This window comes from Candidatus Phycorickettsia trachydisci, from assembly GCF_003015145.1.
Taxonomy (GTDB): Bacteria; Pseudomonadota; Alphaproteobacteria; order Rickettsiales; family Rickettsiaceae; genus Phycorickettsia; species Phycorickettsia trachydisci.
On record NZ_CP027845.1, the window covers coordinates 1199083 to 1212141 of the forward strand.

Sequence of the window (13059 nt, forward strand, 5' to 3'; positions counted from 1 at the left end):
ATAGATCCTGCCTTTTAGATTAAGCACTAGCCTTCTAAATACTCTACCAAAGATCGGACGGTAGCTGAGGACATGGATTCTTCCATGATCCTGAATTGACAAGGTTGATCCAAGAGTATCTACTTTAACCTTTATCATAGGTGCAAGATTATGTATAGCTCAGTTTTAGGCATAGATGTCTCTAAAGCTACATTTGATGTGGCTTTGTTAATTAACGATAAAATAAAACCTAAGAAATTTAATAATAATCCAAGAGGGTTTCTTGAATTGACAAGGTGGCTACAGAATAAAGAAGTAAGCTCTCTGCATGCTTGTATGGAAGCTACAGGTGGTTATGAAAATAAATTAGCTGAGTACCTTTATGATAACAAAATAAAGGTTAGTGTAGTTAATCCCGCTAGGGTTAAAGGCTTTGCTTTAAGCAGGTTATCTAGAGTCAAAACTGATCAAGCAGATTGTGAATTAATAGCTTATTTTTGTCAGGCAAGGATGCACTACTTGCTTCTATTCCAGGTATTGGAGAGAAAACCAGAGCAAAAGTAATAGCCTTTCTCAATATCGATAATTTTACTTCGGCTAAACAGATTGCAGCCTATGTTGGTCTTAATCCCAAACATAAACAATCTGGGTCTTCTGTGCGTGGTATAAGTAGGATATCCAAAACAGGAGATTCAGATTTACGTAAGGCTTTTTATATGCCAGCAATAGCCTCAATGAGGTTTAATCCTATTATCAAAGAATTTGCTGATCGTTTAAGTGATGCTGGTAAACATAAAATGGTGATATTAATAGCTGCTATGCGTAAGTTAGTACATATCATCTATGGTGTTTTAAAAAGCAAAACTTGTTTTAACCCCGATGTTACTAAATTAAATGATAAAATAATTGAAAAAGCTATTGCTATTTAACACGGTATCTGAAAGTTAACGTAATTGATATATTTGGACTAAGATTTTGCCCCATAGCTATGAAAGTCTGATTGGGAACAAAAAGTTTACTTCTATTGCCAGAATTATCTCTAAGAATCATGAAGTAGCTTTGGTAGGCAAAATTCCACACGAGTCCCTCATCTTTTCTTCTGAAAAATCATACTCACCAAGCATATTAATATGTGCCCATGACATTGGGGAGTGACTTTTAATAGCTTCTACTATTCTGGTCTGTAGCGTAACATCAGATTTTTCAATTTGTTTTTCTAAATACATGTAATTCCAGCATATGATGGAGTTTTTGATTAAACGATTACAACCTTCGGCAATTTCTTGTTCTTCTTTAGTACCAAAAACAAATTCTTTTGGATTACCTACTGCTACAGCTCGTGAAAAGCGGTTTGATAACTCTACTTTATGTAGCTGCTTTTCAATCATCTGCCTTAACTCAACTTCATCAATATATTTCGTGATAAAAAGGGATTTAATGATTCGTCCAAAAGCTTTAAGTGCAGCATATAACTTGTGTTGTTTGGAGTATGAATTTAATCTTCTAAAAATTTCAGAAGCTGTATTTTCCTTGAGTTTAATAGTAGCAACAAGCCTCAATATATCATCCCAATGTTCTTTGATAAGTTCAACGTTAATAGTTTTTGTAGGCTTAATCATCCAATTTGCTCGATCTTTGTAAGGGGTAGATTTGAAAATATATAAAGTCTGCTTCTTAAGATTTTTTATGCGAGGGGCAAAAGAAAACCCTAACAAATGACTAATTGCAAAGATTACTTCGCTATAGCCATGAGTGTCGGTGGAATGAATATCTGACTTTATTACATCGTTACGCATCAATCCATCAATTACATACGCACTTTCTCTTTCAGCTGCACTAAAGACCAAAGAATGCCATAACAAATTGCGTTCATCAATAAAGGTATAGGCACTAACACCTTGTCCTTTACCAAAATATTTGAAAGAACGATTTGCATTTAGGGAATCAGTAGTCACTTCAAACTTTTGTCCATCACTAGCAGTATGCAGTCTATCAGGTGAAGAGCGATATACGTTTGGTAAATCCATTTTATCCATGTAACTCACTACAGCATCGTTAGCTGCCTGCACGTTATCTAGAGAGAAGTGCCAATTTACTGCAGTTTCTAGCTCTTGCCTACCAATCTTGTTTGCTATACGCGACATTTTCCCTATCCCAATAGCACAACCAAGACCTATTAGCCCAGCAAACAAAGAGTTAATAGGTTTGGTTCTATTATACCTCTGTTGCCAGTGTTGCAGTTCATTAGTAAAATTAGTCTGCCAGTTTACTGTAGCTAGTATTTCAGTTAGAGGTATAAAGTGGCTGGTAGGAAAAAGTGTTGCTATGGTATCAGAATCTTCTTCTTGTTTTGGTGTACTAACTGAATACTCTCCGTTTTTAGTAAATTTAATATAATGATTCTCTCCTGAGGCTACCTTTTTATTGATGTATACAAATTGCTCTGTTAACTTTTTATCAAGGCCTTGTAACAGATGGTCTGGGTTAGTGAAATTAGTTAAGTTGGCTCTTTTTAGCAACTGATCTTTTTCAGAAACCCACTTTTCTTTGCTTATTAAATAACTATCCAGAGAGCGATACTTATATGAGTGCTTGAGGTTAAGACAACCAGACTTAATTGCTCCAGCTACGTGTTGGAATAAAAAGACTTTATAAAGAGAAACGCGAAATTTATTATCTCGTATCAAAGCTGCTCGTTCTTCTGTACTTAAAAAGTTCAATGGAGCTGAAGGAGTAATATTACCATCTTTGTTTATAAAATCTTGTATAGCATCCATAAGCTCATTTGCAGTTCCATTATTTTGGAAGTTGAGTAGTTTGAGGATACCACTAACCCTATTTTGCAAAGGTATTGATGCCTTTTCTAAAATGCCATAATATAGTTCCTTTTGAGCATCAGTATTATCTAAATCGTCTGTAATATCCTTAAATTTCTTAGAGGTATCTGCAATATCCTTTTCTAAGACTATTTCTTCGATACGTTCTAACTTATGGATTTTTGATAAATTATGGTCCTTGATTACAGTACTGATAGCCTCAAATTTTACAAGAATGTCTAGCTTTAACTGATCAAGCTTATCAATAACAGTCTCATTAGGTAGGTTGCGATTTTCATAATACCAATCTCTTTGCTTCTTATTAGCAGCATTTTGAGTGCTCTTCACTGAGCTTAAAAATACATCAACTAAATTATCTTGCAGATTATAATATTGGTTAGCAATAAAAGCTATTAAATGAAGATCTACGTCTGTCTGATCTTTTCTAAGTAAGTGATTTGTTTTGGTTTTAATGACACTTGATGAAAAATACCTAATATCCTCAGCTGTTAATTGCAATTTTCGCAAAAGAGGCTCAATATGTCCATATAGCTCTTTAAGCAAAACCATATCATCTAGTTTATCCTTAATTTTTAGCGGTGTTTTGCCTTGAGAAGGCTTTTTTAACAAAGTGAGTTTGTACTTATTAGACTCTGATTCTTGTTCGAATAAGCACTTCAGCATATTGCTACATTCTGGGGTTATATGATCTTTAATTATAGCATTTAACTTTGACTTATAGCTATTGATATTAGATAAAATTAGATTTTGAATCGTATAATAAGCAGGCAAAATAACCTTATCAGCTATTATTAAGTCGATACATCGCCAAAAAATTAGCTTGGGTTTTAGATATTGCTTAACCATATCAAATACCTCTATATCTAGCTTCTTTTGGTACGAATTATTAAATCTTTGGAAGCCAAATAATTTGATTATTTTTAACTGATGCCCTTGCTGAGTACGTTTAACATAACTTTCTGGACAAAATGCTTTTTCGTTATAACCTAAAGATTTTACAACATAAAGAATATCAAGGTTATTAAAATATCTTGGATCATAAAATCTTTTAGAAAACTTAAAATATCCCCAACTAAGCAAAAAACCTATTTGATTGGAAGGGGTTCGTAACTCTTTAGCAAATTCCAGTACTTGCTTTGGAAAACTAAAACAAACTTTACGTTCTAATGAACTTAGTTCGGGTGGAGTTTGAAAAGCTAACAAGCTATTTTTATCCAAAATATTCATTCTTGGCATAATATGACCTAAATTAGTATTGTTTTCTAAATATTACTATGGTATAGTATACATAGTTTTTAATATATTTAAAAATACGCGTTTAAGGACATAATAGATTATAATTCTTGTTGCTTCACAAACGATCGTTTAAGATACAAAATTTATTATGAAAATTGGCTATATCAGAGTTTCTAAAGTTGATGGCTCTCAAAACTTTGATCTTCAAAAAGATGCATTAATAAATTCTGGAGTATCAGAAGAAAACATTTATGAAGATCAAGCATCTGGAGCTAAAGATAATCGTCCAGGTCTTATAGCTTGCCTCAAAGCCTTAAGAAAGGGAGATACTCTAGTAGTATGGAAATTGGACAGACTAGGCAGAGATCTTAAGCATTTAGTCAATACAGTACAAGATCTTTCAGAACGTCAGGTTGGATTTAAAGTCCTAGCTGGACAAGGAGCTAATATCAACACCACAACCCCTAACGGTAGGTTAGTGTTCGGAATTTTTGCTGCATTAGCGGAATTTGAATCTGAGCTTATCAGAGAAAGAACAAAGGCAGGACTTGCTGCAGCACGGGCTAGAGGACGTAAAGGAGGTAGAAAATCTGCTTTATCGAAAGCTCAAATACGCCTAGCACAAGCAGCTATGGCATCTCGAGATACTAAAGTATCAGAACTATGCAAAGAAATAGGTGTTACTAGAGCTACTCTCTATCGCTACGTCTCTCCAAACGGTACAATCAGACCTCACGGCCAAAAACTCCTCAATTCTTAACAAACTACCATAACACTTTTTAAGCTTAGATCTAGGCTTTAACGCTTTTCTAATATTTTGCTTATTTATTTGTTTGACTTAAGGTTCGTAAAGATATTATATTTTTAAGTATAAATATGAAAAATATTTATAAAGGATCAGTAAAAGCTATGTTGCATCCCAGAAAAGGAAGAAAAAACATCACAATATAAACCTTTGTAACGCAAGCTTACTTTAATTACATTTTTTAAATATAAAGTTATGACAAATAAAACAACTATAGTACCTATTCCTGGTTGTGGGTGGGCAAGAATCACGATAGATAACAAATCTGATATAGATCAAAATAATAATTTTAATACAATGTCTTTATACGAAGCTCGTATGCGTGAAGATATGAAAAGGATTAAAGCTCATGCAAAAGCCACCGTAAATGGTTACGGAGAAGATAACTTAAAAGTAAAAGCATTACTTAATGGCGCCACTTTAGGAAGTATAAGATCAGTTAATGAATTACTACAACAAGGGATGAGTGTTAATTTTAAAAATAGTTGTGGTATTACTCCATTAATAGCTGCTGCTGAACGTGGTTATATAGAAATAGTTCAAGCTTTAATACAAGCAGGTGCAGATTTAAATGCAAGAGATAACACAGGTTCAACAGCACTGATTAGGGCTGCTTACAACGGCCATACTGGAATAATCAAAGCATTAATAGAAGCTGGAGCGGACTTGGATTTGAAAGATAATAATAAAAATACTGCTTTAATGTTAGCTGCTAAGTATGATTTTATGAAGATAGTCTATGGATTATGTAAAAATGGAGCAGATTTAAGATTTAGTCCAGATAAAACTATTTTAGACTGCCCTCAAGTTCTAAAAATTCCTGGTCTCATGGAAGAACTTGAAACGTTGATGATCAAACAATTAAATCAAAAAATTGAAAAGGGGTACAAGGATTTGAGGTTCGAGAAGGCTGATGCAGAAGTTGCTCACAAACTTTATAACAAAACTCAATATAAAGATAATAAAAAGCTACAGGAAACCATAAAACTTTTTGATGAAGCTTCAACTAAGTATATAGGCGATACATTATTAGGTGCTCAACTACCTATATATCCAACTGAATATAAACTTTTTGAAGGAAAATTAAAACCGGCACAAAAAGAAGGCACAAAAATATTCAAAACGGTACCTGATGATTCTCCACAAAAACATGCTGTACGAGATGATTCAAAAATTTCCGGTTATTCTGGGGAAAAAACTGATATGTTAAGCCAAAAAGATATAGCAGACTTATTAGGAAAGTATTTAGAAATACGAGATATAGGCAGATTAAGACAGGTGAGTAAAATTATCAAAACCAATACTATGGATCATGATACTGAAGTATCAGGCGATTCAATTAAAGATGAAGTATCAGGAACCTGTACAGAACCTTCGATCCTTGGTCATCAAGATGAAAATGATACGACATCAATCTGTCAATAACGGATGAAACTTGGATTACACATTGGTAAATAGGCTTTTCCAAACCTCAATATCATGTGCAAAGAAGAGGTAAGGATGAGCTGGAATTACTTTAGCTAACTTGGGGTGCCATACTATCGTACCGCTTAGAGCGTCAATTGCAATAAGGCATGGTTTATCAAGTTTTTTAGGAGGGTACTGAGAGGTATCCTTAGGCGCATCTGGTCCCAAAATAACATCACAACCATCTTGCCATGGTTTGTCCTTGAACCAATATTTTTGCATCATAGCACATCCATCGCTCCAACGTATCTCTGTATTATTTTCATCGATAGCTTTAATTACTTTTAGGACATTGATTGCATAAAAACCTTCTATAGAAAAAGGCTCTGTTTTTTTATTCCAATTTTTTAGCGTTACGGGTATGGACTCAAAATCATCAGGACAAATCTCAAGCATTTTATCAATGACATCTTTTTGGAAGATGGGATCCTTTAATCCACCATCAAGATATTCAAATTTTTTGAGCTCATTTGCATCTACCTTTCTCTTAAAACCAATTTCTATACGAATGTTATTGTCTATAGGTCTAAGATATTTTGAACTTATATTTAATATAGACCACATTAGATCCTTAGGTTCACCTTGAAAGCGTAATGGATACGTGTCATCTATAGGCCAAATACTTAGAGGTCTTGTTCCATTAAATCTCTCTTGATATTTATCCCAACTCATGTCATATTGCTCCTTTAATTTTCTTGCTAAGGCCTTCTCTTCTTTTGTTAGATTCATTTCTTTATCTTTTTTAGTAGGAGCCGTATAGGTGTACGCGAGTTTCAAAGTCCTGAGCGAAAAAGAGGTACGGATGGGGGGGGATGATTTTGGCTAATTTAGGATGCCATACTATTGCACCGCTGAGTGCATCAATTGCAATCATGCAAGGTTTATCAAGCTTTTTAGGGGGGTATCTATTAGTATTGTTAGGAGAGTTTGGTCCGAATAGTACATCACAACCATCTTGCCAAGGGTCTTCTTTGTAATTATAGTCTCCTATATTAGCAATCCCATCACTCCAGCTTATTTCAGATTTACTTTCGTCTATAGCTTTAATTACTTTTAGGGCATTGATAGCATAAAAACCTTCTATAGAAAAAGGCTCTGAGTTTTTATGCCAGTTTTTTAGAGTAACTTTTACAGGTTCAAAGTCGTCAGGACAAACTTCAAGTATTTTATCTATAATATCTTTCTGAAATATAGGGCCCATAGAGCTAGCAAGAATATATCGAAATTTTTTTACCTCATTTGGATCTACCTTTTTTTTAAATCCTAGTTCTATATAAGCATTATTACCTAACCTATTAAGTTTATATTTTGAGCTTATGCTTAAAAATTGTTCACGATCTTTGTAACCCAACCATAAGCGCATTGGATACCTACCTCCTGTCCAGATCTCAAGTGGTTTTGTGCCGTTGAATCTTTCTTGATATTTCTCCCAGTTAATATTGTAGAGATCCTTTAGTGTTTTTGATAGAGTCTTTTCATCTTTTGATAGAGCCATCTTTTACCTTTTCCAATAATGGTTTTGCATTATTAAGCTTTATAGTGCCATTTTCTAGGCCTTGCCTTGTTTGTCCTATTAATTCAATGATTTTATTTTTATATTGCTCCTGAGACCAACTCTCTGCTGTACCTAAAGTAGTAAGTTCTTTAGCTTTTTTTAGTAAGGGGTCGATATACTCTTTGCTGTTGTGTTTACCGCTGTGAATCATTCTAGCTGTAGGATAGAGACCTTTAGCAACGCCGTCAGGTAAATGTGTAAGGTTAACTTTATCGTTTATGTTCATACCACCTAAGGTTAGTAAATCTTCAAACTCAGATACAGCTTTTGGTAGTATATGGTGGCTTTGCATATGCGCTATGCCTTCAACTACTCCGTTTTTATCTACTTGTATTATACCAGCAAAGTACTTTTTGACATCACTTGGTAGCTCATTAAATTTAGTTTTATTGAAAACAGCTTCTTCAATTGCCGAAATACCTGTATCAAAGAATTTTTGGCCTTTTTTATTTAATGGATTTAGTATCTCTGCTATTTTCTCGGTACTAGTGAATATCTTACTCTTGGCACTGCCTATAAACTCATCCGGAATATGTGGCAATTTACCTTTACCTTTGATTGCATAGTATGTCTTATTAATAAGAGCACCAGCTGTAAATCCTAATATGTATTCTGCTACTTTTCTTTGTCCAGAAGTAGAATGCTCGTCAATGCATTCTTTACAGTCCTTCATTTTGTTTATTACTGCTGCAACATTTTCATCTCCAAAAAGTTTCCTAGCGCCTTCTAAAGCGTAAGCAAAGCCTGTGCCTAGCGTAGCGTAAACAGAGGCTTTGACTTTAGGTAAGTTATTAGATATCACGTTGCCGATCTTGCCTTCTACATATGATACCAAGTTACCAACGCCGTCGGGAACTGCTCCTGACCAGCTTGTTTTTCCGCTTTCTAAATTATGCTTTGTTTCAGCCCAATAGGACTCAAAACTTTTGTTGCCATTTGCTATATCATCTCTGACCCCATTTAGTGAAGCTACCATGTTATCAGCAAAAACTTTTTTAATGCCTGTATTTTGGTCAGATACTTTTTTCCACTCTGCTATTGATAGGTCGATTTTAACTAAATCGGAGGCATGCTCCAAAACTTCGTCATTTTGTATGTCAGTAGCATTGTAGCCTAATTCGTTGGCTTTAATTAAGATTAATGCAGATGTTACCCTCTCCTTATCGATAGCTGAAGAATCAGGAATCTCTTCAGAGAATGCTGTATCGATCTCATCAGCTAGTTGATCAAAAGGATCTAGATCTTGCTCTGAAATGTTAGGATCGTCTTGATTCAGCTCCTCTTTTGACTCGCTTTGTATGGTATCAAAGATTAAAGGTTTATATTTTAGGCCCACTGTTTCAAAAACGCTGCGTAATGTTTGGTTAACATTATCTATGCATCTTGATGGTAGATTTTTCAGGCTAAGATCTACTTCACTCAATTTTTCATGATTAGGATGAGCATATGAAACATCTAGAAAATGTTCTCCATTTTTATATTTAAAATTGTACGTGTCACCAAATAGTTGGTTCTTTCTATCCCAGCTGCCACTTATCCCAAAGCCAAAGCCACGACCGTTTTCTTCTTGATAATGATTTGCAGAAAATCCTGTATTAGATACACTAACTCCAGTAAAACTCATTTCCTCATGAGTCTTACCTTCAGGCTTGGTTAAATTCATACTTTCAGCCTTAATATCAGCTTCTGCTTGAATGTTAAGAGCACCCTCTATACTGTCACTTTCTACGTATAACTCATCGAACATTGCTTCGCTTATTGCATAAGTAGTATCGCTGCGTTCGTAATGGCTTGCGCTGGCACTAGCGCTTACCCATGGGCAAGGGGAAATAATATTACCTCCAGCAAGTGCCATTACCCCTCTTACACTTGAATAAATATTGGATATAGTGTTGATGCCAGCAAAATCTCCTCCTTTGTCTAAATTAGAAATAGTGTATTTTATAGTTTTTGTAGTACCACTTATATTTTCCTGAACCCCTAGTTTTAGCCCAACACTTACCTCTACCGTATCTGATTCAACTGATCTAATAAGCTCTATCGCTTTTGCTATCCATTTTTTTGCTTTGATTTTACCTTTAGAGCCTTGAATGGCACTGCTAATCTGATTAAGCTCATCTGCTTCTATATCTACTCTACTGCGGCCAATTATAGCTGAAGGAGCAAGATGTTGTTCCACTACGGTCGTGTTAGTATAAGTATACTTACTCTCAATTCCAGCAGACAGTTCACCTTTGCCACAAGTAAAAGCAAGACGTAAGCTATGTTTCTTAATCCACATGTTGTGAAAGTTAGTTCCAACAAGTGCTTCAAGCTCTATTTGTTTTGCCTTCATAGTTACTGCGTCAGCATTAATTTGGCTTGCTTGTAACCAAATTTTGCCATCCGCAATAACATATGCATGACCAGCAACAAAAACCTCCACACCTTCTATGTTTTGATTGCTTGTGTTACTGCCATAATTTTTAATACTACTAAAAAAAAGTATACCTCTAATTTTTTGACCTTCAACTGATACGCTATGATTTAAAGTTATACCTGTAAAGTGATAATCTTTAGCTTCCATGCCTAACTCAGAGGTAATAATCCTAGCAGCAGTGGCCTTAAATAAATTATCTACATCAATTTCTAATGTATCACTAATTATTTGTACAGTATGAGCAGTTTGAATTATTTCAATTTTTTCCTCCCAATCATCAAGTGAATATTTTTTGCCACGTTGCTCTTCTCTTTTATTCTCGGTAACAGTTGCTCCGAAATCTACATCAGAAGCTCTAATAAATAGATCTTTGATTTTTAAAGTAGCGTGATCAATAACTAGATCTCCATCTATAACTATTAATGCCTCTTCTGCATCAATGATCTGATTAGTAACATAGCTTATATCAGTTGTTATAACAGTTTTACCAAAATCATAGCGATTAAACTCTGCTCGTATATTTGGGGTAATTTTGGCGTTATTTTTAAAGGAGGCAAATAACCGACCTGCGCTAATTCAACTATCTGAGATAGTTAAAGAATCTCCTGACAAAGCTGCTACATCTCTTATAATTATGTTTATTTGATCAAATTTAACCTTAGGAGCTGCAACAACAAGATTTTTGATATCTATATTATTTCCTTTTAAAGCAACTTCATTTCTGGGTGCGCCTATCTTACCATCTATCCAATGTCCACATTTCCATAAAGGACCATCAGCATAATATGAACAGTTCATCCAATTCTCACCTCTAGCATCCCAAGTCCAGCAAATCATATTTTGCATAAATTCGAACTCTTGCCAATATTCTAATGCCGCTCTAAGTGCCAGACGTTGTACCGCATAGTCTGTTTTGCCATTCGAAAAAGTAGGAACACCTCCATCACGGCATTCTGGATTATAAAATACATTAGGTTTATTTGGAGCCTTATCAATTGAAGGGAAACCGAATTCAGTAAACCATATAGGTTTCATCTTAGGTTGCCATAAAGTTTTATCATTTCCAATCCAATGCTCATTGTGCCACCAATCATGTAAATTCTTCCACTGGTTCCAAGGCTCAGATTTCTTAAACTCTATCTTACGATCACCATCAAAATAGAATTCACATCCCTCACCATTAGTAAATCCTTTCCCTATTTCTTCCAAACTAAACCGCGATTCTTGAGAATGAGTGAGAGGAAAATATGCATCAATTCCCACAAAATCTATATTTTGGTTAGCCCATAACTCATCAAGAGGTCTAAAGTATCCACCTACGCTATGATATTCTGACCAATCTGCTGCATAACTAATCTTTACGTCTGGTCCTAATATCTCTCTGACTAACCCTGCAAGTTCAATTAGTTTTTTGACAAAAGGAAACAGATTATCTTCAGTTTTAAGTGAAGTAAGTCCAATCAGCTCAGAACCAATAATAAATGCATCTACCCTACCTGCAACTAACTCTGCGTAGTGCAAGATAAAAGGTCTATATTGGTTCTCATAAAAGTTCTGAACATCTTCGACTGTCACTTGCTCATCTTTACCTATCCATCCTCGCCATGGCTTACCAATTTGATTCACCATAATCAATGGGTAAAAAATTATCTTAAATCCAAGTTCTTGAGCATGTTTTAAGTATTCAATGACGCTGGCATCATTTATTGTTCCACCGTATATAGATCTCTCATCTACTTGGTTAATTTTCATGGGAAAATTACACGAACTTGTATATTCTCCTACTTGCCAAGAGTCAATTTTAGGGTGCTTAGGGTTCTCCAAAAGGTTTGTATCAATTCCTGGTATGATTTTACAGGTTTTCAAATCCAGACTACTTGCAAACCAAGCTACCACAGGAGATATCCATTCCACATTAGGCAAGTCTTGTTTTAACCTATCTAAGCTATCAAAAGCTTCGTCAAGAACATATTCCCCACAGCCTGGTATAACTGTTATTCCTGGTAATAACTTTCTTACTTGTTCTTCATCTTCATCGAGCATGCACCTAGCTGTTAAACTCTCTGCCTGGAAATTTTCAATCCAAACTTGGGGACGAGTAGTATCAATATGACATTGACCTATATTTAAACCATCAGCAACCAGATGAATACCAGGACATTTGATTTCAAGTTGATCCACAAAGACCTTATATCGATTTGGGACAAAATAAAGGATATTAAAGTTGTAAGTAGTAATTTGTAATTTAGGAATATGTATTTCTTGAGATTCTGCTCCTTTGACTTGTATATTTATAGACGCACCTTCAAAAGCATACAGGTCAAGAGATAAAGGATTTTCGGCGTCAAAGTAATTATCTAAAGCGAGTAGTCCAGCAGATTCTTGAAGTAAATCATCAAAACAAACTTTCATTCTTAATACTCTAAAAGACTTTAGTACCTACATTACTAGATTTTAAACTCGCTATAAGGCAAAAGTTTTATGTTATCAATAAGTATTTATTGTTAATAACTTATTATCATATACATCCTAATTTAAGAATATATTGATTATAATAATACAATACTGCTTTTTATTTTACTAGTAGTTTATATACTTTTTATTAATGAGATAAGCTTGAAATTACTTTAGGTAGATTTTGAAAAGTTTTTAAGATAAGTCTATTTTTAACACTAGACTGAGGCTTTTTATTCTCTTGAATGCATAATCAGATATTGGGTAGTTAATTTTTAGACTAAATCATTCAAAATATATCAATTAC

Annotated in this window: 7 protein-coding genes and 1 pseudogene; 3 read left to right on the forward strand and 5 right to left on the reverse strand. The window is 34.5% G+C overall.

What is annotated here, in order from left to right:
• The first annotated feature begins 150 nt into the window (after nt 1-150).
• A pseudogene (locus phytr_RS05165) lies at nt 151-908 on the forward strand (IS110 family transposase).
• 117 nt (nt 909-1025) lie between these two features.
• Here the strand turns inward: phytr_RS05165 and phytr_RS05170 are convergent.
• Nucleotides 1026-4052 (reverse strand): Tn3 family transposase, encoded by a 3027-nt coding sequence (locus phytr_RS05170; protein WP_106874806.1) that lies wholly within the window; start codon nt 4050-4052, stop codon nt 1026-1028.
• Nucleotides 4053-4200: 148 nt separating this feature from the next.
• On the opposite strand from phytr_RS05170, the gene phytr_RS05175 reads away from it, so the two are divergent.
• Both phytr_RS05175 and phytr_RS05180 read left to right on the forward strand, forming a co-directional pair.
• Nucleotides 4201-4812 carry a recombinase family protein gene (locus tag phytr_RS05175; protein ID WP_106874807.1) on the forward strand — a complete coding sequence of 204 codons (612 nt, stop codon included), beginning with the start codon at nt 4201-4203 and terminating at the stop codon, nt 4810-4812.
• A 240-nt stretch (nt 4813-5052) separates the two neighbouring features.
• Nucleotides 5053-6282 carry an ankyrin repeat domain-containing protein gene (locus tag phytr_RS05180; RefSeq protein WP_106874808.1) on the forward strand — a complete coding sequence of 410 codons (1230 nt, stop codon included), beginning with the start codon at nt 5053-5055 and terminating at the stop codon, nt 6280-6282.
• A gap of 15 nt (nt 6283-6297) precedes the next feature.
• Here phytr_RS05180 and phytr_RS05185 read toward each other — a convergent pair whose 3' ends face one another.
• The 4 genes from phytr_RS05185 to phytr_RS05200 form a co-directional block, all read right to left on the reverse strand.
• Complete coding sequence (locus tag phytr_RS05185; protein ID WP_106874809.1) at nt 6298-7053, reverse strand: hypothetical protein; 756 nt, start codon at nt 7051-7053, stop codon at nt 6298-6300.
• A gap of 13 nt (nt 7054-7066) precedes the next feature.
• A complete protein-coding gene (locus tag phytr_RS05190; RefSeq protein ID WP_106874810.1) occupies nt 7067-7819 on the reverse strand; it encodes a hypothetical protein in 753 nt (250 codons plus the stop codon).
• Entirely contained in the window at nt 7800-10445 is a 2646-nt protein-coding gene (locus phytr_RS05195) for an AHH domain-containing protein (protein ID WP_106874811.1), read from the reverse strand. Before phytr_RS05195 ends, phytr_RS05190 begins: the two co-directional genes overlap by 20 nt.
• A 429-nt stretch (nt 10446-10874) precedes the next feature.
• A complete protein-coding gene (locus phytr_RS05200; protein ID WP_106874812.1) occupies nt 10875-12710 on the reverse strand; it encodes a baseplate megatron protein TIM-barrel domain-containing protein in 1836 nt (611 codons plus the stop codon).
• Nucleotides 12711-13059: the final 349 nt, after the last annotated feature.

Excerpts from the sequence above, each read along its gene's own strand:
- phytr_RS05170 (WP_106874806.1), bottom strand. The coding sequence starts at position 4,052 with ATGCCAAGAATGAATATTTTGGATAAAAATAGCTTGTTAGCTTTTCAA.
- phytr_RS05175 (WP_106874807.1), top strand. The coding sequence starts at position 4,201 with ATGAAAATTGGCTATATCAGAGTTTCTAAAGTTGATGGCTCTCAAAAC.
- phytr_RS05180 (WP_106874808.1), top strand. The coding sequence starts at position 5,053 with ATGACAAATAAAACAACTATAGTACCTATTCCTGGTTGTGGGTGGGCA.
- phytr_RS05185 (WP_106874809.1), bottom strand. The coding sequence starts at position 7,053 with ATGAATCTAACAAAAGAAGAGAAGGCCTTAGCAAGAAAATTAAAGGAG.
- phytr_RS05190 (WP_106874810.1), bottom strand. The coding sequence starts at position 7,819 with ATGGCTCTATCAAAAGATGAAAAGACTCTATCAAAAACACTAAAGGAT.
- phytr_RS05195 (WP_106874811.1), bottom strand. The coding sequence starts at position 10,445 with ATGGAAGCTAAAGATTATCACTTTACAGGTATAACTTTAAATCATAGC.
- phytr_RS05200 (WP_106874812.1), bottom strand. The coding sequence starts at position 12,710 with ATGAAAGTTTGTTTTGATGATTTACTTCAAGAATCTGCTGGACTACTC.